The organism is Corynebacterium gerontici (genome assembly GCF_003813985.1).
Taxonomy (GTDB): domain Bacteria; phylum Actinomycetota; class Actinomycetes; order Mycobacteriales; family Mycobacteriaceae; genus Corynebacterium; species Corynebacterium gerontici.
In genome coordinates, this window is record NZ_CP033897.1 from 779,151 (window position 1) to 797,996 (window position 18,846).

Here is an 18,846-nt window from a genome sequence, read left to right on the forward strand (position 1 = left end):
ATCATCCTATTCAGCGATGATCGACTCCACAGCATCCGCGCCATCGGCGCACAAAATCGGGACGCTGTCTTTTTCGCGCGCGGCGAAAGGCTTCAGCACAAAACTGGCAACGTCCATGCGCCCCGGCGGCCGCCCAATCCCCAAGCCAACCTTGTAATACTCCTTGGTGCCCAAGTGTTGGGAAATCGAGCGAAGCCCCTTGTGCCCGTGATCCCCACCGCCGAGACGGCCGTGAACCTCACCGAAGTCCAATTCGAGGTCGTCGAAGAGCACGATGAGTTGCGTTGGAGGCAGTTTGAAAAAGCCCATAAGAGCCTTCACCGGCTGTCCCGAAAGATTCATCAGGCTGCGCGGCCGGGCGAGCAGCACCGGCTGGCCATTGACTCGAATCTGTGCCACATCAGTGTTGGTGCGCTTGTGTCCAGAAAAGCTGGATCCGTGGCGATCGGCGAGCTCATCAAGCGCAGCGACGCCGATATTGTGCCTGGTGCCGGTGTATTTGGGGCCAGGGTTGCCCAGCCCAACCACTAGATGCATGCGGTGAATACCTCCTGATACGCGAAGCGCCCCGCACGTCGAAAAGCATTTCGGCGCGGGGCGGGATCTCAGACGCTGTTTAGGTAGCGTCTTCTTCGGTGGCCTCAACCTCAGAAGCGTCGGTCTCGTCGATTTCCTCGGCGGCCTGCTCCTCGGCGTCCTCAGGCTCCTCAGCAACCTCTTCGTGGCCCACGGAACCGATGACCGTCTCGGGGTCAGCAATGAGGGTGGTGTTTGCAGGCATCTGCAGGTCAGAAGCAAGGATCTTGGTGTCGATCTCTGCGCCTTCAACGGAGTGGATGATCTCTTCGGGGATGGAGAGCACGTCGGCCTCAACGAGCACAACGTCGGCGTCCTGCACGAGCTGAGCGCCCTGTGCAACTTCACCTTCGAGCACCACGGGAACCTCAACCTCAACCTTTTCGCCACGCTTGATGGCGAGCAGATCAACGTGGTCTACGTTTAGGGTGAGAACGTTCTGGTCAACGTGCTTGACCATGGCGAGGTGCGGCTCACCTTCGAGGTCGAGCTCGAACACGGCGTTTGCGCCATTGTTACGGATCAGAGCGTGGAGCTCCAGGATGTCCACAGCGAAGTGGATCGGATCTTCAAGTGCGCCGCCGTAGATAACACCGGGCACGAAACCTGCGCGACGCAGGCGGCGGGCAGCGCCCTTGCCGAACTCATCGCGGGGCTTAGCGGCAATGGTGGGGTACTGAGCCATTGTCATATCTCCTAAGTTGATTGAAAGTCTTTTCGGCATACACGACAAAAGCCAGCACGAAAGTGCAATGGATCGCGTCGATAACGGTTCGCAATGGGTGCGAACCCTCGCCGAGACTCAGCTAGAGTAGCACATCCATTTGCGGGTGCTCCAAGTCCACCAAGCGTGGCGGATTCGGCTCGAAGAGCAAGGTGCGCCCATCAACTTTGAACACCACATGCGAAGACGTGATCTCAACGGCCTCGATGGAGTCGGGGGCGTAGGAACGTCGAAAAGCACAAAGCTGGCGGAAACGGTCCACGTACTGCTTAAGCTGCCGTGCGCGCTCATAATCGAAGGCATTGACATGATCCGGGGAGCGGTAGGAATTCTCATCCCCGCCCTTGGTGCGCATCATCTCCTGACCTGCGTGAATGAACACCAGGCCGCGGGCAAAGAATTGCAGCGCCGTTGCCAGGGCGCAGCGATCCAGTACTTCCTGTTCGCTCGTGCGAGGCATCGTGGACGTCAGCTTGTCAAACATCGTGGCGTTGTCGTGGGCCTCGTTATAAACGACCGACTGATCTAGCCCCTTGCCGCTGAGCTCCTCGAAGAGCTGGCGCATTAAGGATTCGTTGCGAGCCCCCGAAATCACGCCCGTGGAATGCTCGACCAGCGCCGGGCCCTTCATTGCGTCGCGGAAACGATCGTTGAAGTGGAAAATGCGCGGCATGAGGTGGGCATTGCCCATGTTGGCGGGAACGACACCCTTCGGATGATTCCCCATATGCCAGCCTTCGCCGAGGACGATGATACTCGGATCGATCGTGTCTAACGCGCGGCGAATCTCATTCATCGTCTCCACGTCGTGGATTCCCATGAGATCAAAACGGAAGCCGTCGATGGCGAATTCCTTGGCCCAATACATCACCGAATCCACCATGAGCTTGCGCATCATCGGCTGCTCAGAAGCCGTCTCATTGCCCACCCCTGTGCCGTTGAGCAGGTGGCCCCTGCGGTAGCGGAAATAGTAGCCGGGAGCGGTGTGATGCAAGGGAGATTGTGCCACGTCGAACACATGGTTATACACCACGTCCATGATCACGCGAAGACCTGCGTCATGCATCGCCTGAATCATCATTTTCAACTCGCGGATGCGGCACAAAGGATCACTCGGATCTGTGGCATAGGAGCCCTCCGGCACGTTGTATTGCGCCGGATCATAGCCCCAGTTGTACTGGGCATTGAAGCTGAGATCGCCCAGCTCATCCACCGTGGCGAAGTCAAAGATGGGCAAAAGCTGGATATGCGTGACGCCCAGGGAAGCGATGTAGTCCAGCCCTGTTGGCTGGCCCTCGGGCGTGGTGGTACCGCGTTCAGCCAGGCCTAGGAACTTGCCTTTGTGCGTAATGCCGTTCTCTGGGCCTATGGTCATATCGCGAACGTGCGCCTCGTAAATGACCGGGTTGCCTGCAAAGGGCTCGGCGCGAGGAAGGGGATCGGGGCGCACCACCACCGAGACACCACTATTGGCCAAGCTGGCGCGAGCGTTGGGGTCATTGCATACGCGCCCATCGACGATGAACTGGTACTCGACCCCCTCGAGCTCGCCTGGTTGCCGCGATTCCCAATAGCCCTCACGCGTTGGGCTCATCGAGAAGAGCTCGCCGTTGACGAGGAGCTGGACGTCCTGGGCTTCAGGCGCAAATACCCGGAATACGGTTGAGCCATCACAGAGCAATGCCCCCAATTGATAGCCATAGAGTCCGGGCCAGTCCTTGGGGGCAGAGTGCCTATTGGATTCCTGCACTAGGCGGAACCCTCAAACAGCGTTGTAACCGAGCCGTTTTCAAAGATCTCGTGGATCGTCTTCGCCAGCAGCGGGGCGATGGAGAGCACGGTGAGGTTTTCCCAACCCTCGGTGTCCTGCGGGAGGGTGTCCGTCGTAATAACTTCCTTGGCGCCACAGCCAGAGAGACGTTCGCGGGCAGGATCAGAGAACACACCGTGTGTGCAGGCGATGATCACGTCTTCTGCACCGGCATCGCGAAGCACGCCGACGGCACCGGCGATGGTTCCGCCGGTGTCAATCATGTCGTCGAGCAGCACGGCAGTCTTGCCTGCCACGTCGCCGACCACGCGGTTGGCTACCACTTGGTTGGCGGTGTCCACGCTGCGGGTTTTGTGAACGAATGCCATGGGTGCATCGCCCAGGGTGTTAGCCCACTTCTCGGCCACCTTCACACGGCCGGCGTCGGGGGAGACCACCACGATATTGTCCAGGGTGTACTTGGACTTGATGTAGTCGGTGAGGATGGGCATCGCGTGCATGTGATCCACGGGACCGTCGAAGAATCCTTGAATCTGATCAGTGTGCAGGTCCACGCTCACGATGCGATCTGCGCCAGCGGTGCGAAGGAGATCCGCTACCAGGCGGGCGGAAATCGGCTCACGGCCGCGGTGCTTCTTGTCCTGACGGGCATAGGGGTAGAAGGGCAAAATTGCGGTGATGCGCTTGGCGGAGCCACGCTTGAGCGCATCAATCATGATGAGTTGTTCCATCAGCCACTTGTTCAGTGGCTGGCGGTGGGACTGCAGCACGAAGGCGTCACAGCCACGGACGGATTCCTCGAAGCGGACGAAGATCTCGCCATTTGCGAAGTCACGCGCAGTGGTGGGCGTGATCTCTGTGCCCAGTTCGCGGGCGACCGCCTCGGCGAGCTCCGGGTGCGCACGCCCGGAGAACAGCATCATGTTCTTTTCGTTCGTCGACGCATTTTGGCATGTCATGCGGATATTAACCTTCCTCGGTTTGTTGGCCGGATGCCTTCATTGCTGCTTCGGCGGCGCGCGCTGCGGGAGTGCCGGGGCGCTTCTTGCTCACCCAACCCTCAATATTGCGTTGTTTGCCGCCGGAGACCACGAGCGCTCCCGGGGGAACGTCTTCTTTAATCACTGTACCTGCTCCCGAATACGCGCCATCACCCACGTTCACTGGCGCAATGAACATGGTGTCGGAACCTGTGCGCACGTGAGAGCCGATGGTGGTGTGGTGTTTGTTCACGCCGTCGTAGTTCACGAAAACGCTGGAGGCGCCGATATTGGATTCTTCGCCCACGGTTGCATCACCGATGTACGTTAGATGCGGCACCTTCGAGCCGCGGCCGATGGTGGCGTTTTTTGCCTCCACAAAGCCACCGAGCTTGCCGTGCTCCGCCAGGTGCGTGCCGGGGCGCAGGTAGGTAAAAGGACCAACTTGAGCGCGGTCGCCGATGCTCGAGTCCTGGGCGTGGGTACGGATCACCGAGGCATCCTCGCCCACAGCCACGTTGCTCAGCGTGGTGTCGGGGCCGATGGTTGCGCCGTCGGCAATGCTCGTGGTGCCCAACAGTTGGGTGCCAGGCAAAATGGTGACGTCTTGGCCAATGTTGACTTCAACGTCAATCCAGGTGCTTTCAGGATCCACCACTGTAGCCCCGGCGCGCATGGCGGCTTCCACGGTGCGGCGGTTCAGTTCGCGGCCTGCGGCAGCGAGTTGGACTCGATCATTGACGCCGGCGAGTTCACCAGCGTCTTCGGCGCGATAGCCGCGTACCGGGTGTCCTTCGTTGCGGGCAATGCTGAGCACGTCAGTGAGGTAGAGCTCGCCTTGGGCATTGTCCGCACGCAGTTGCCCCAGCGCCCCGCGGAGGATTGCGGCGTCGAAGGCGAAAACGCCGGAATTGACTTCCTTGATCGCGAGTGTGGCTGGGTCGCCGTCTTTTTGTTCAACGATGGCGGTGACTTCGCCGTCGCCGGAACGCACGATGCGCCCGTACCCCGTTGGGTCATCGAGCACCATGCTGAGAACCGTCACGGCTGTGGGAACTTTGCTGTGCGCCTCCACTAAGAGCTTGAGCGTCTCGGGGCGCAGCAAGGGAACATCGCCGTTGGTGACTACCACGGTGCCCTCAAAGCCCTCGAGTGCTGTCATACCGCATTGCACTGCATGGCCGGTGCCGTTTTGTTCTTCTTGCACCGCTACGTCGATGGTGACCCCGTCCAGGGAATCCGAGACCGCCCTCACCGCGGGTTCCACTTGCTCACGCCGATGTCCAATGACAGCGACGATCTTATCTGGATTAATTCCGGCTGCGGCGTGGAGGGAGTGGGAAAGCAGGGAGCGCCCGCCGATGCTGTGCAGGGTTTTTTGAAGTTTTGATTTCATTCGGGTGCCAGCTCCTGCTGCCAGCACCACCACTGCGGTTGGGGAAGTGTGTGTAGTCACGTGTTGCTTGCTTCCGGGTTGAGGATATTCGCCTAGTAGAGCTTACTTGCTTGGTGCGCCCGCGTTTGCAGAAACGTCTTTCATCCCCCGAGCCAAGAAGCTGCCGAGCAGACCCATGATGGCGAGGAACACCACGGCGATATCTGCTCCGAAGTGGGCGAATACCGCTGAGATGCCACCGACGCCGAGCAAGACTAATCCCATAAGCGTGTTGGCATTCGCGACATATTTGGTGCGCTCGTCGCCTTCTGCCATGTCCACCACGTACGTCTTTCTAGCTACCCGAATCCCCGAGTGCACCACGGTGACCAGAAAAAACGCTGTTGGCAGGAGCAGGGTGGTGCTTGAGGGTATGGCGTGGATGCAGGTGATGGTGAGCAGCAAGCTTATCGACGCCACCGCAGACCCATATTCCATCACCTTCTTTGAGGAAATGTCCGAGAGTTTCCCGGAGATCCAACTGCCGACGAAGGTTGCGACACCATTGACGATCATGAAGATCGCCAGACCTCCAAAGCCCGAGCCCTTTTCGTGAGCCAAGGTGACTAAGAAAGCAGTTGAGAGTGCGGTGACTAATAGCAGTGAGCGAACACTAACGAATCTGAGAAAGTCGCGATCTTTGCGCAATAGATCAAAACAATCGCTTAACCACCCGCTCGCTGCTTGTTTCGTGTGTTGCGGCTCTGCCTCTGGCTCCTCAATATTGCGGAACACCAAGGAGGCAAACACCCACATCGTAGCAGCGGCGATAATCAGGCACGCCAGTGCCCAACTGGGTGCGCCTTGACCAAGGAGTGCAAGGCCGAGTCCGACGATGAGAGAAGCGATACCGCCCACTGCAGCGGCGCGACCCGAGACTCGTCCGCGCTTTCCCTTCGAGATCGTTCTGCCTTGTACGTCTTTGGAGCTGATGGAGCACAGCGAGCGCGTGAGTGCGAAAACAGCTAGTAAACACAGTGACACAATGCCCATCGCCCAACCACGGAGGAAAAGCGCTGCAATACCGATACCAGCCGCGGCGGCTGCCTGCCCGAGCGAGCCGATGATCCACACCCGCTTGCGGCTGGGTTGTTTGAGCACCCATCCAGTGATTAAGGCCTGGGGGAGCATCGAGCCCGATTCGCGAATCGGAACGAGCATTGAGGTGAAAGCGTGCGGAACCCCGAGCGCTGCGAAGATCCACGGCAGCACTGTTTTTGCGGCGACGATGTTGTCGCCGATGTTTTGTAGGGCGTTTGAGTAGACAAACAGTGTCGCATTGCGCTTCTCGCTCATGGCGTCCACTGTATAAGGCTTTCGCGGTGTTCTTTGTGCGTGGTTAGATGAATCCAGACCCCTCAACTTTTGATTGATACTTTGACCGGGAAAGGTTGCGCATGCGGGCTACTCGTCGCCAGATGCTTCAGATCACTTCCTTAGGCGCGATGGCCGCCGTCGGCCTCAGTGCTTGCGATTCCAAAGATTCACAACCTCAGCGACAACCGGCACCCAAGGTGACATCGGATCATCGCCGCAGCCTGCCCATCCCGCCTTTGGCAAAGTTCGAGCTGAAGGGGGATCGCCTCAGCACGTTGTTAGTGGCCCAAACGGGCACCAGCGAAATTCTTCCCGGCGTACAAACTCCCACCTGGGGGTTTAACGGTAACCACCTGGGGCCCACTATCAAGGTGAGCAGGGGAGACAAAGTAGAACTCAAGGTTCGCAGCACGCTGCCGGAACGTACCTCGGTCCATTGGCACGGTGCCCTGGTTCCTGCCAAGGCCGATGGTGGACCTCATTCGCCCATTGATCCGGGGGAGGAGTGGGCGGCGCAGTTCGAGGTGGATCAGCCCGCCGCAACCATCTGGTATCACCCCCACCCACATGGTAAAACCGGCGTGCAGGCATACCGGGGTTTGGCGGGGATGATGATTATCGAAGATGAGTTTTCCGATCGCCTTTCACTTCCCCGAAACTACGGCGTTGATGACATCCCAGTGGTGCTGATGGACGCGAACATCAACGCCGACGGCACCTTGGATGAAACGCAGGATCCAGATGTTGGCATGCTCGGCGACATCATCCACGTCAATGGCATCAGTGACCCGGTCTTCGAGCCAAGCACCAAGCGTGTGCGTCTGCGTCTCCTGGACGGCTCGACCATGCGTTTTCACCGCATTGGCTTTCAGGATCAGCGACCATTCCTCCACATTGCCAGCGATGCTGGGCTTTTCGACGTCCCACGGGAAGTCACCTCAGTCACGCTCGGACCCGGAGAGCGTTGCGAGATCGTGGTGGAGTGCTCGCCCGGTGAAGAGGTGATGCTGCGTTCACTAGGCTTCGAAGACAACCTTGGGGTACCCGAAGACGGTTTCGCCCCCGATTTTCGTTTGAAAGAATCACATGACTTGCTCTTGCTTCGCGCGGCTCAAAAGCTACAAGATGCACCTGCGCCGAGCGCGCAGCTCAGCAAACGTCCAGCGCCAAAACTTGAGGGCCTCATCGAACGCCATTTTGAGCTCAACGGTTTCCAAATCAACGGCAAGTCCATGGACATGGACCGGGTTGACCTTGTGATCGCCCACGAACAGCCGGAAATCTGGCACGTCCGCAATGGCAATGCGGATTGGATGCACAACTTCCACATCCACGACGCGGCCTTCCAAGTACTGGAAGTCACCGGCACCGAAGCTGCCTTCGATAGTGAGGGCTGGAAAGACACCGTCACGCTACCGCCCAACGCGCAGGCAAAACTCTTAGTGGAATTCGGTCAGTACACCGACGCGAACTACCCCTACATGTATCACTGCCACATGCTGTTTCATGAGGACCAGGGCTTGATGGGGCAGTTCATAAAGATGAAACCCGGTGAGAAAGCGAAGATCGATACCGCTTACTCCCGGGCCAAAGATGATGAACGTTCTGCTCACCAACACTAGCTTCCCTGCCAGGACTCGAACCTAGAATGACGGTACCAAAAACCGTAGTGTTGCCAATTACACCACAGGGAATCGTCGAAAAGCTTGAAAGCAAGCCTTGCAACGGGTTCCTAGCATACAACACAACTGGGATGCTTATGAAACGGGCAGGACAAGATAGCCTTAAGTGTTATGAGTAAGCAGCGAATGTCGGGCCGCGAACGCCGCGAACAACTCATCAGCATTGGGCGATCGCTGTTTGCCGAACGTGGATTTGAGGGCGCCAGCGTGGAGGAAGTCGCCGCGCGCGCCGGGGTGTCAAAACCCGTGGTCTATCAGCACTTCGGCGGCAAGGAGGGGCTATACGCGGTGGTCGTTGACCGGGAAATGCAGCATCTTGAACGCGTCATCACCGAGTCTCTAGAGCACGGGCGCTCGCGCCGTCGTATCGAGCAAGCTGTGCTGGCGCTGTTGAGCTATGTGGAGGAAGAAACGGATGGCTTCCAAATCCTGGTGCGCGACATGGTTCCTGCGGAAGGCGAGCCGGGGCCGCGCAGCTACTCCACCTTGCTCAACGATGCCGTCAATCAAGTGTCGTACATTTTGGGCCAGGCTTTTGAGCGATCCGGGTTGGACCCCAATGTGGCCGTTCTTTATGGTCAAGCCCTTGTGGGCATGGTGTCCATGACTGCGCAATGGTGGCTCGATGCTCGCGAATACTCGAAAGAACAAGTAGCCGCGCACATCGTCAACCTGTGTTGGAACGGGCTTGCTGGCATCGAGGCAAATCCCGAACTTTCCGCGGATCAAGACGCAGAACCGAGTGTGCTCGGCACTGCGTTCGGGGGTGACAATGTACGCTCAAGCGCGGCTAGAACATCAACACACACCACACCGAGGAGATAGCGTTCGTGGCACACGGCCCTGCAATGCTCGCCGGCCTGCTCAAAGTGGCGGCCACCGACCCCAAGCTCAAAGGTCTCTGCGCTCATATCGATGAGCCGTCGTTGCACATCACCGGGCTGCAACAGGTGCGCCCTTGGGCGGTCGGAGCTTTGGCGCACAAGGCGCCCATGCTGGTGGTGACGCCAACTGGGCGTGACGCTGAGGACCTCACCGCGGAGCTGAAGGCGATGATGGGCGAGCAAGTGGCGTGGTTCCCCGCCTGGGAGACATTGCCACACGAGCGCCTCAGCCCTGCAGCGGATGTGATTGGTCAGCGGGCGAAAGTTCTGGATCATCTTGATTCGCTGCGTGTTGTGGTGACCGCCGCCCGTGGTTTTTGCCAGCCGCTGTTGGCGAAGAATCCTGGCCGAGAAGCACTGCGGATTGTTGCGGAGCGGGAATATGACTTCGAACAGTTGCAGCGAGATCTGGTGTACCGCGCGTATCAGCACGTGGATTTGGTGGCCAAGCGCGGCGAGTTTGCTACACGCGGTGGCATCCTTGACATTTTCCCAACCACCGCTGAACAGCCAGTCCGCATCGAATTCTGGGGTGACGAGGTCAGCGAGATCCGCGAATTTTCCGTGGCGGATCAGCGTGCTTTCCAAGGCATGACGGTGGATGCCGTTGAGATATTCCCGGCTAGGGAGCTGCTCATCACTCCCGAGGTCGCCGCTCGGGCAGAGGAATTAGCCCGCCAATACCAAGGCAACCCCACATTGCAGGAACTTTTGAGCAGCATCGCCGAGGGGGTGCCCTCCCCAGGCATGGAGGCGCTCATTCCAGCATTAGTGGACACGCCGATGGTGTCATTGCCGGAGCTGATGCCAGTAGGCACCCACGTGCTCGTGATGGATCCCGAACGTATTCGACGTCGTATTGAAGACCTCAAGGCCACAGACGATGAGTTCCTCGCGGCCGGTTGGGAAGCGGCAGCGATGGGAGCTGCGGGCCCGGTGGCGGCGGAAGGCCTGGACCTTGAAGCCAGCTCCTACCGCTCCTATGAATCTCTGGAGGCCAGCGCCCGCGATCGTTCCATGCCGTGGTGGACGTTCGCGCCTCCTGGCATGTTTGCAGCCGACGAGACCCAAACCCTGCCCCTCGAGTTTGAGGCAGGGCCAACGCCGCGCGGTGATCTGCAGCAGATTGAAGCGATGATGTCGTTGTTATTGGCACACACGAATGCCGGTGGACGTGCTGCTTTCATCGCTCCCGCACAAGGAGCGATGAAGCGCATGAAAGAGCGCTTTGCTGAACAGGGGATCCGAGCCAAAGTTGCAACCCCGGGATGGGAGCCGAGCCCAGGCGAAGTCACGCTCTATCAGGCGCTTAGCCACGCCGGGCTCATCTTTCCGAAGGTGCGCAAGATCGCCGGTGCCGAGGCACTGCCACTCGTGGTCATCACTGAAACAGACCTCACCGGTAATCGCGTCGGAGACATCGCGGGTGCCAAGCGCCGCCCAGCAAAGAAACGAAACCGGGTGGACCCCTTGGCGCTTAAAGCGGGTGATTACGTGGTGCACGAAACCCACGGCATCGGTCGCTTTGTCACGATGACCGAGCGCACCATCAATACCGGTGGTGAGACCAGCCGACGCGAGTACATCGTGCTTGAATACGCGCCATCTAAGCGCGGCCAGCCTGCGGACCAGCTCTATGTGCCCATGGATTCCTTGGACATGCTGAGCAAGTATGTGGGCGGGGAGAAGCCCACCTTGTCCAAAATGGGCGGCTCCGACTGGAAGAACACAAAAAAGAAGGCGCGCGCCGCAGTTCGTGAAATCGCTGGCGAACTGGTCGAGCTCTACGCCAAACGTCAGGCCGCCCCCGGTCACGCTTTTGCCCCGGACAATCCTTGGCAGCGCGAATTGGAAGATAACTTCCCCTTCGTGGAGACCGAAGACCAGATGCTCGCCATCGATGCCGTGAAAGAGGATATGGAGAAGTCCTCGCCCATGGACCGCGTGGTGGTTGGCGATGTCGGCTACGGTAAGACTGAGGTTGCCGTGCGTGCGGCGTTCAAAGCTGTGCAGGATGGCCGCCAAGTGGCCGTCCTCGTTCCCACGACCTTGCTGGCGCAACAGCACCTCAGCACCTTCGAAGAACGTATGGCCGGATTCCCCGTCACCATCAAGGGCCTAAGCCGCTTCAGTTCCTCCGCCGAGGCGAAAGAAACGCTCAAGGGGCTTGCCGACGGCAGCGTAGACATCGTCATCGGCACTCATCGCTTGCTGCAGACCGGCGTGCAGTGGAAAAACCTCGGCCTCGTTGTGGTTGATGAGGAGCAGCGCTTCGGTGTGGAGCACAAGGAGCACATTAAGGCGCTGCGAAGCCACGTGGATGTGCTCACCATGTCTGCTACACCCATCCCCAGGACACTGGAGATGTCGATGGCGGGTATCCGAGAAATGTCTACAATTCTCACCCCGCCCCAGGACCGCCATCCGATTCTGACCTATGTAGGCGCCTATGAGGAAAAGCAGGTGGCCGCAGCTATTCGGCGCGAACTGTTGCGAGATGGCCAGGTGTTCTTCGTGCATAACAAGGTCGCAGACATTGAGAAGCGTGCCCGCGAGCTGCGCGATCTTGTGCCGGAGGCACGAATTGTAGTTGCACACGGACAGATGGGCGAGGAACAGCTCGAACAAACTGTGCAGGGCTTTTGGAATCGCGAATACGACGTCCTCGTGTGTACCACCATTGTGGAGACCGGCCTGGACATCGCCAACGCCAACACCTTGATCGTGGAAAATGCGCATCACATGGGTCTTTCGCAACTGCACCAATTGCGTGGGCGCGTTGGGCGTTCACGCGAGCGTGGCTACGCCTACTTCCTGTATCCCAAGGGACAAACACTCACCGAGACCTCCTACGATCGCCTCGCCACTATCGCCCAAAACAATGACCTGGGCGCGGGCATGGCGGTGGCCATGAAGGATCTGGAAATGCGTGGTGCTGGCAATGTGTTGGGAGCTGAGCAGTCAGGACATATCGCTGGAGTTGGCTTTGATCTCTACGTGCGCCTCGTCGGCGAAGCTGTGGAGGCATATCGTGCCATGGCAGACGGCAAGGTCATCGACGCCAGTGACCAAGGACCGAAGGAAATCCGTATCGACTTGCCCGTGGATGCTCACATCCCGGATGACTATATCGCCGCCGAAAGGCTTCGCCTCGAGGTGTATCGAAAGCTCGCATCGGCTAGCAACAATGCCGAGATCCAAGGCGTGATCGAGGAGATGGAAGATCGTTACGGCCAGGTTCCCGAGCCGGTATCGCGCCTTCTAGCCGTCGCTCGACTTCGCCTGCTGGCACGCTCCGCGGGGATTAGCGACATCGGTGTTCAAGGCACACGAATCAAAGTGCATCCTGTGGTGCTCGCAGATTCCCAGCAGGTGCGCCTGAAGCGCCTGGCCCCGAGCGCAGCGTATCGAGCTGCGGCGAAAGCGATCCAGCTCAGCATGCCCAAAGAAGGCCCCAACGTGACGGACAAGCAGCTTCGCGACGTCGCGCTGTTGCAATGGGTAGCAGACTTCATCGCCGCAATGTTCAACGTTGATCGGGTCAGCGTCAGCGGTGAGGAGCTGGGTGAATCGCTGGTGGTCGCTGGTGCTTCTCGAGCTCAGGCCACGCCTGCCCCTAAGCGCGCCCGACGTGTAGTCAGCAGTGATGACTTCGATGAAGAGGAGCGCCGAGAAGCGCGGCGGAAAAAGTTCCGCCTGCGCTAGGCACGTGCTTCAAACAGGGTACGTCCGAAGTAGTCTTGTTCGTCGCGAAGCCCAGGTGGGATAGCGAAAATCGAGGAAGACTCGTAGCGGACGTATTCGTTGAGGCGATCATTTTTTGCGAGCTTCGACTGGATCGGGATGAAACTTTCGCTGGGTGCCGCCACCATGGCGATGAAAAAGAGCCCGGCATCAAGGTGCCCGAAACCGTCCGAGCCGTCCGTAAAGTTATAGGCTCGCCGCAGCATGTGCTGACCCGCGTTTTCTGCAGGGCTAGCAAGGCGCGAGTGGGCGTCTAGTGGTACCAGTGGTTCTCCGCGCTCGTCCTTGGACTCCAAGGGCAAGGGGTCGAATTCATCACTCGCGCCGAGTGGTGCTCCGCTGCGCTTTTCGCGGCCGAAGGTGCCTTCTTGCTCACGGAGCACCTGGCGATCCCAATTTTCAATCAGCATCCGGATACGCCGTGCAATCAAGTAGGTGCCACCATCCATCCAGGAATCAGCATCGCGCACCCACACGTATTGATCTAGGGTTTCTTGATCTTCGGCCTTGATATTGTTCGTGCCGTCTTTAAAGCCAAAGAGATTTCTGGGGGTTTGCTGGTCCCGGGTGGTGGCGGAAGCGTGACCAAATCCGAGTTGCGACCACCGCACTGCCACAATGCCGGCACCAACGCGGGCGAGGTTTCGCACCGCGTGCACCGCTACTTGGGGGTTATCGGCGCAGGCCTGCACACAAAGATCGCCGTTGGAAATCTCCTTGCGGGTGAGGTCGCCGGAGAAGTGGGGCAGTGGCGTCAATTCCTTCGGGCGGACCCGTTTGAACCCGAAGCGATCGTCGAAAAGCGAGGGCCCAAAGCCGACCGTAACGGTGAGGTTCGAGGCGGGGAGATCGTAAGCCTCGCCGGAGTCATCGGGAACCTGTGCCTGGCCAGTGTCTTCCATGGCACCGGGCTCGGCGAGTTCGCCGCGACACATTCGTCGAGCGATCTCGGTCCATTCTTTGAGCAAGTCTTGCAGCTTCTCGCGATCTTCAGTAATCACATCGAAGGACGCGAAATGCAGGTGATCTTGCTGTTTTGTGGTGATGCCAGCTTGATGCTCTCCATGGAAATCCACCACGTTAGACGTGGAGCGTTTCGTGGCTTCGGTGCTGCACGCAGTCGCTCCCGCGGCGATCGCGCCGAGCGCACCTGCCGTGGTGAGGAAAGTGCGACGGCTCAGCCGAGGGGTCACGATGCCACGGCCTGTTGCACCTCGGCTACCTTGGCGGTGAGGGCATCAAGCGCGGAGGACAGCTCCTTGCGTTGCTGCTCGTTCACCTGCTCATAGGACACGAAGCCGTCACCTTGGCGGTACTGGCCGAGCATTCCCATTACCTTGCCGAACTCGGAGTTGATCTCACCGAGCAGTTCTGGCTGCGTCTTCGAAATCACCGGTGCCAGAGAGTTGACTGCAGACTTGGATCCTTCCAGGTTGGCTTCGAAATCGTAGAGGTCTGCGTGGGAGAATACATTTTCCTCACCGGTGATCTTCGAGGTAGATACCTCGTCGAGGAGCTCCTGTGCGCCGTGAGCGATCTCGTCGACGTTCAGCTCATAGTCCGCGGCATTGACCTTCTTTGCCAATTCCTCGATGTCCTTGGAAAGCTGCTCGGCGTCCTTCTTGGTTTCGTCAGTGATCTGGCCATCAACCCACAGGGCCTTTTCGATCTTGTGGAATCCGCTCCACTGATCCCCCTGCTCGAGGTCTGCCTCGCGCTGGTCAATGCGGGCGTCGAGATCACCGAAGGATTCAGCCACTGGCTCGATGCGCTCGTAGGGCTGGCGCGCAACGGGATAGAGCTCCTTGGACTTTTCCACGTCCCCTGCCTTCACAGCGGCGATGAAATCGCCTCCGACACCTTGGAGGCTCGAGACTTGTCCGCGGACGTAGCCGGTGTAGTCGGACACGGCGGCCTGCTGCTCACCGCTTTGAGCATCTTGCTTGCTGTCTTTGTCCGAGTCCGTTGAGGTGACGGTGGTGGTGTCATTGGTCTTGTCTACGGTGGCCTGATCATCTCCGCTTGAGCAAGCAGCGAGCAGGGCGGTGAGTGTCAGGGTTGCGGCGGCGAGTGCTGGGCGAGAGTTACGCATGGAATCCTTCTATCCAAAATAGTGAAGTTAGGAATGGCTTACCTATATCAGTTTTAGCATAGTGTTCAATGGTTAAGGGCAAAAAATCGGGGAATTCGTGTACCCGATTCGGCGTGGTTCTATCATGGTGCTCATGACCGTTTTGCTCCTGGATGCTCGCTGGCCAACGCTGATTCCCTTTGATTTCATTTCTTCGCTTCGTGGCACAGTCACCTACACCGACGAAGTTCCGGTACAGGTTCGCTGGGATTTCGGTGACTGCGTCAAGCCGGGAAGTGAAACGCTGCTGGTGAGTACCGATGAACGTAACGAGCAAGTTCTAGCTGCTCAGCAGCGTGGGGAGCGCGTTCTCGAAGTCCCTAGCCGCCACGAATCCCTCGGACAGGCGATGCGAACGATGGAGCGAGCGCTGCGCCTAGGGGAGTGGGAGCAGTTGCAAACCCATCAAAGTCTGCTCGCGTACCTTGATGAAGAAGCGGCGGAGTTTCGAGAAGCCGTTGAGAATAATGTCAGCGATCAGGAGCTTTGCGACGAGCTCGCGGATCTACTCCTTCAGGTGCTTTTCCATGCCGAAATTGCCGATCGTCGTGGTGCTTTCAATATCAACGACGTCGCGGCTGCCTTTGTAGACAAGATGCAAAAGCGTGCCCCTTACCTTTTCGACGGCACCACCGAGGTCGTTGACACCGATGAGCAGATGCGTCTCTGGGAAGCGGGCAAACTGTTGTAGGATAGCTCGCCATGGCGAAAACGGCGCGAGGAACAGCAGGGTGTGCAGCGGCAGTGCTGCTCGCGATAGTCCTTATCATTGCGCTGGTTGGTTGGGGTTTGAGCGCCATCGATAGCTCAAATTCCCTACGTCAATGGCAAAACGTCCCCGATGACGTTCCTCCAGCGAACGCCGCTGAGGTGCCTCAAATCGACGTGAACGCGCCCGGTCGCACGAGCGATAAGCTGCAGTTTTGGGCGGAGCCTATTGCGGAGGAAACAGGGATTCCTGTTGCTGCCCTTCGGGCCTATGGCAATGCGCAGCTCATCGCGCAGCAATCGCATCCCGAATGCCATCTCAACTGGGGGACGCTGGCAGGCATCGGCTTTGTGGAAACGCGCCACGGCACCTATTCTGGGCAGCTTTTTGCAAGCCGAAACATTGACCAAAACGGTTTTGTCCTTCCGCCAATTTTGGGTCCACGTCTCGATGGCTCGCCGGGTTTTGCTCGCCTGGAAGATACTGATGGCGGCGAGATGGATGGCGATAAAGAATTTGATCGCGCAATCGGGCCAATGCAGTTCATCCCCGAATCTTGGCGAGCCTATGGGCGCGATGCGAATGGTGACGGGGTAGCCGACCCGAACCAAATCGATGATGCAGCCGTCGCCGCAGCGAACCTTCTGTGCGCGAAGGGTGGTGACCTTGCAACGCCGGAGGGGTGGACGGCTGCAATTCACTCCTATAACCAATCGGGTGAGTACTTGCGCAACGTCCGCAACGCCGCGGCCTCCTATGCGTTGAATCAAAAGGCTTAGGACTCATTCTGTCCGGGTGTGCAAAAACTCACGTATATCGGGCGGTGATAGTTCCGATTTGTTGGCATAATTGGCTGAGAACACGGAATTCGGGCATGAAGGGTTGTCTGATCCCACATTTTTGTTTGAGCTTTGCTCAGGCAAGAATCCCGATGCCCGCGTAGACTCACACCTAGAGCGAGCCTGCACAGCAGGCGAGCGAAACTAGTTTCCACAACGGCTATAGGAGACCAACAGTGGCTGACATTATGCACGTTTTCGCACGCGAGATTCTTGATTCCCGCGGCAACCCCACCGTCGAAGCAGAAGTATTCCTCGATGATGGAGCTCACGGTGTTGCTGGCGTTCCCTCGGGCGCTTCCACCGGCGTTCACGAGGCGCACGAACTTCGTGACGGCGGCGACCGCTACCTGGGCAAGGGTGTGCTCAAGGCGGTTGAAAACGTCAACGAAGAAATCGCCGACGCAATCGCAGGAGCGGAAGCTGACGATCAACGCCTCATCGATCAGGCGATGATCGAACTCGACGGCACCGAAAACAAGTCCCGCCTTGGCGCAAACGCCATCCTTGGCGTTTCCATGGCCGTTGCTAAGGCCGCTGCAGAATCTGCTGGCCTGCCGCTTTACCGCTACATCGGCGGCCCCAACGCTCACCTGCTGCCCGTGCCGATGATGAACATCGTGAACGGCGGCGCCCACGCTGACTCTGGCGTGGACGTTCAGGAATTCATGATCGCCCCCATTGGCGCTGAGTCTTTCGCTGATGCCCTTCGCATGGGCGCCGAGGTGTACCACGCACTGAAGTCCGTGATCAAGGCCAAGGGTCTGTCCACCGGCCTGGGCGACGAAGGTGGCTTCGCTCCCTCCGTCGATTCCACCAAGGCCGCACTCGATCTCATCGTTGAGGCCATCGAGAAGGCTGGATTCAAGCCGGGCGAGGACATCGCCTTGGCTCTCGACGTTGCTTCCTCCGAGTTCTTCAAGGACGGCAAGTACCACTTCGAGGGTGGCGAGCACACCGCCGAAGAAATGTCCAAGGTGTACGAGCAGCTCGTGAACGAGTACCCAATCGTCTCCATTGAGGACCCGCTGCAAGAAGATGACTGGGAGGGCTACACCGCCCTCACCGCCGCCATTGGCGACAAGGTGCAGCTCGTAGGCGACGACTTCTTCGTCACCAACCCTGCACGTCTGAAGGAAGGCATTGAGAAGAAGGCAGCCAATGCTCTGCTGGTGAAGGTTAACCAGATCGGTACCCTCACCGAAACCTTCGACGCCGTGGACCTGGCTCACCGCAACGGCTACCGCACTATGATGTCTCACCGCTCCGGCGAGACCGAAGACACCACCATCGCTGATCTCGCTGTTGCGCTTGGCTGCGGCCAGATCAAGACCGGTGCACCTGCTCGCTCCGAGCGCGTGGCAAAGTACAACCAGTTGCTGCGTATTGAGCAGGAGCTTGGCGACGCCGCCGTCTACGCCGGCCGCTCCGCCTTCCCCCGTTTCCAGGGCTAAGCATCTTAAACCCTGAAAACTTGGGCGTCATCACACTGTGGTGACGCCCGTTTTCTTTTTGCTCAGGGCTAGAATGAAAAGCCTTATGAGGATCAAGAACAAGCGTGCTGTGCCAGTGGCACACCGAAGCGAGCCCAAAAAGCGTGGCATCAAGCTACAGGCTCCTTTTTCGCTCGGTGGTTTCCGGCTCATGGCGCTGGTAGCAGTGCTGGTGTTAGTGGCGTTCATGATCTATACCCCGTTGAACACGTATCTTCAGCAAAAGGCCGAAATGAAGCGTGTGGCGGCGTCGATAAGCCAAAAAGAAGCTGAGAAAGAGCAACTGATCAACGATATCGAGCGCTACAACGACGAAGCCTATGTGCGAGAGCAGGCGCGACTTCGCCTCGGGCTCATCGAGCAAGGTGAAACAGCCTTCCGTTTGGTGGATCCGGCGCTGAATGATCCGAATGATGCCGATGCCGATGCGAAGGCGAATGCGGAGAAGGATCAACCCTGGTACCGCACGATGTGGAAATCAATTGCCACTCCGCCTGCCGAAAGCGAGCCAGCAGAACAGACCGATATGCACCTGCCCATCGCACCCGCGCCATAGAGAAC

General features: G+C 58.6%; 15 protein-coding genes and 1 tRNA gene. 7 read left to right on the plus strand and 9 right to left on the minus strand.

The annotated features are described in order from the left end of the window. Positions 1–6 precede the first annotated feature (6 nt). The 6 genes from pth to CGERO_RS03715 all read right to left on the minus strand — a co-directional run bounded on the left by pth (position 7) and on the right by CGERO_RS03715 (position 6,782). Positions 7–537, minus strand: coding sequence for an aminoacyl-tRNA hydrolase (pth, locus tag CGERO_RS03690; RefSeq protein ID WP_123933533.1), 531 nt, complete (start codon positions 535–537; stop codon positions 7–9). Positions 538–616: 79 nt separating this feature from the next. After that, the gene (locus CGERO_RS03695) at positions 617–1,261 is read right to left on the minus strand and encodes a 50S ribosomal protein L25/general stress protein Ctc (protein WP_123933534.1); all 645 of its coding nucleotides are present in this window, start codon (positions 1,259–1,261) and stop codon (positions 617–619) included. Between the two features lie 121 nt (positions 1,262–1,382). Beyond that, positions 1,383–3,050, minus strand: coding sequence for a type I pullulanase (gene pulA, locus CGERO_RS03700; RefSeq protein WP_123933535.1), 1,668 nt, complete (start codon positions 3,048–3,050; stop codon positions 1,383–1,385). After that, a complete protein-coding gene (locus CGERO_RS03705) occupies positions 3,050–4,030 on the minus strand; it encodes a ribose-phosphate diphosphokinase (protein ID WP_123933536.1) in 981 nt (326 codons plus the stop codon). Before CGERO_RS03705 ends, pulA begins: the two co-directional genes overlap by 1 nt. Positions 4,031–4,037: 7 nt before the next feature. Beyond that, the gene (glmU, locus tag CGERO_RS03710; RefSeq protein ID WP_123933537.1) at positions 4,038–5,507 is read right to left on the minus strand and encodes a bifunctional UDP-N-acetylglucosamine diphosphorylase/glucosamine-1-phosphate N-acetyltransferase GlmU; all 1,470 of its coding nucleotides are present in this window, start codon (positions 5,505–5,507) and stop codon (positions 4,038–4,040) included. A gap of 42 nt (positions 5,508–5,549) precedes the next feature. Next, a complete protein-coding gene (locus tag CGERO_RS03715) occupies positions 5,550–6,782 on the minus strand; it encodes an MFS transporter (RefSeq protein ID WP_123933538.1) in 1,233 nt (410 codons plus the stop codon). A gap of 101 nt (positions 6,783–6,883) precedes the next feature. Between CGERO_RS03715 and CGERO_RS03720 the strand changes: the two genes are divergently transcribed. Further along, positions 6,884–8,425, plus strand: coding sequence for a multicopper oxidase family protein (locus CGERO_RS03720; protein WP_123933539.1), 1,542 nt, complete (start codon positions 6,884–6,886; stop codon positions 8,423–8,425). On the opposite strand, the gene CGERO_RS03725 is transcribed toward CGERO_RS03720, so the two are convergent. Further along, positions 8,426–8,497 (minus strand) — tRNA-Gln (locus CGERO_RS03725). It lies immediately after the preceding gene. A 99-nt stretch (positions 8,498–8,596) separates the two neighbouring features. On the opposite strand from CGERO_RS03725, the gene CGERO_RS03730 reads away from it, so the two are divergent. Then, complete coding sequence (locus CGERO_RS03730; RefSeq protein ID WP_123933540.1) at positions 8,597–9,310, plus strand: TetR/AcrR family transcriptional regulator; 714 nt, start codon at positions 8,597–8,599, stop codon at positions 9,308–9,310. A gap of 23 nt (positions 9,311–9,333) precedes the next feature. Then, positions 9,334–13,074 carry a transcription-repair coupling factor gene (gene mfd, locus CGERO_RS03735; RefSeq protein WP_123935904.1) on the plus strand — a complete coding sequence of 1,247 codons (3,741 nt, stop codon included), beginning with the start codon at positions 9,334–9,336 and terminating at the stop codon, positions 13,072–13,074. On the opposite strand, the gene efeB is transcribed toward mfd, so the two are convergent. Together efeB and efeO are read right to left on the minus strand one after the other, a co-directional pair. Continuing rightward, positions 13,071–14,306 carry an iron uptake transporter deferrochelatase/peroxidase subunit gene (gene efeB / locus CGERO_RS03740; RefSeq protein ID WP_245998879.1) on the minus strand — a complete coding sequence of 412 codons (1,236 nt, stop codon included), beginning with the start codon at positions 14,304–14,306 and terminating at the stop codon, positions 13,071–13,073. The genes mfd and efeB overlap by 4 nt on opposite strands. Further along, the gene (gene efeO, locus CGERO_RS03745) at positions 14,303–15,205 is read right to left on the minus strand and encodes an iron uptake system protein EfeO (protein WP_123933542.1); all 903 of its coding nucleotides are present in this window, start codon (positions 15,203–15,205) and stop codon (positions 14,303–14,305) included. Before efeO ends, efeB begins: the two co-directional genes overlap by 4 nt. Before the next feature lie 133 nt (positions 15,206–15,338). Between efeO and CGERO_RS03750 the strand changes: the two genes are divergently transcribed. The 4 genes from CGERO_RS03750 to CGERO_RS03765 all read left to right on the plus strand — a co-directional run bounded on the left by CGERO_RS03750 (position 15,339) and on the right by CGERO_RS03765 (position 18,841). Further along, positions 15,339–15,935 carry a MazG nucleotide pyrophosphohydrolase domain-containing protein gene (locus CGERO_RS03750; RefSeq protein WP_123933543.1) on the plus strand — a complete coding sequence of 199 codons (597 nt, stop codon included), beginning with the start codon at positions 15,339–15,341 and terminating at the stop codon, positions 15,933–15,935. A gap of 11 nt (positions 15,936–15,946) precedes the next feature. Next, entirely contained in the window at positions 15,947–16,732 is a 786-nt protein-coding gene (locus CGERO_RS03755) for a lytic transglycosylase domain-containing protein (protein WP_123933544.1), read from the plus strand. Positions 16,733–16,968: 236 nt separating this feature from the next. Further along, positions 16,969–18,246, plus strand: a complete 1,278-nt coding sequence (eno, locus tag CGERO_RS03760; RefSeq protein WP_123933545.1) for a phosphopyruvate hydratase — start codon at positions 16,969–16,971, stop codon at positions 18,244–18,246. An 85-nt stretch (positions 18,247–18,331) separates the two neighbouring features. After that, positions 18,332–18,841: a septum formation initiator family protein gene (locus tag CGERO_RS03765; RefSeq protein ID WP_164470259.1), complete on the plus strand. Its 510-nt coding sequence runs from the start codon at positions 18,332–18,334 to the stop codon at positions 18,839–18,841. Positions 18,842–18,846 lie beyond the last annotated feature (5 nt).

What these genes read in the sequence shown, in the direction of transcription:
- CGERO_RS03750 (WP_123933543.1), top strand. Translation starts at nt 15,339, where the DNA reads ATGACCGTTTTGCTCCTGGATGCTCGCTGGCCAACGCTGATTCCCTTT.
- CGERO_RS03755 (WP_123933544.1), top strand. Translation starts at nt 15,947, where the DNA reads ATGGCGAAAACGGCGCGAGGAACAGCAGGGTGTGCAGCGGCAGTGCTG.
- CGERO_RS03765 (WP_164470259.1), top strand. Translation starts at nt 18,332, where the DNA reads ATGAGGATCAAGAACAAGCGTGCTGTGCCAGTGGCACACCGAAGCGAG.
- CGERO_RS03705 (WP_123933536.1), bottom strand. Translation starts at nt 4,030, where the DNA reads ATGACATGCCAAAATGCGTCGACGAACGAAAAGAACATGATGCTGTTC.
- mfd (WP_123935904.1), top strand. Translation starts at nt 9,334, where the DNA reads ATGCTCGCCGGCCTGCTCAAAGTGGCGGCCACCGACCCCAAGCTCAAA.
- CGERO_RS03720 (WP_123933539.1), top strand. Translation starts at nt 6,884, where the DNA reads ATGCGGGCTACTCGTCGCCAGATGCTTCAGATCACTTCCTTAGGCGCG.
- CGERO_RS03715 (WP_123933538.1), bottom strand. Translation starts at nt 6,782, where the DNA reads ATGAGCGAGAAGCGCAATGCGACACTGTTTGTCTACTCAAACGCCCTA.
- CGERO_RS03730 (WP_123933540.1), top strand. Translation starts at nt 8,597, where the DNA reads ATGAGTAAGCAGCGAATGTCGGGCCGCGAACGCCGCGAACAACTCATC.
- pth (WP_123933533.1), bottom strand. Translation starts at nt 537, where the DNA reads ATGCATCTAGTGGTTGGGCTGGGCAACCCTGGCCCCAAATACACCGGC.
- efeO (WP_123933542.1), bottom strand. Translation starts at nt 15,205, where the DNA reads ATGCGTAACTCTCGCCCAGCACTCGCCGCCGCAACCCTGACACTCACC.
- CGERO_RS03695 (WP_123933534.1), bottom strand. Translation starts at nt 1,261, where the DNA reads ATGGCTCAGTACCCCACCATTGCCGCTAAGCCCCGCGATGAGTTCGGC.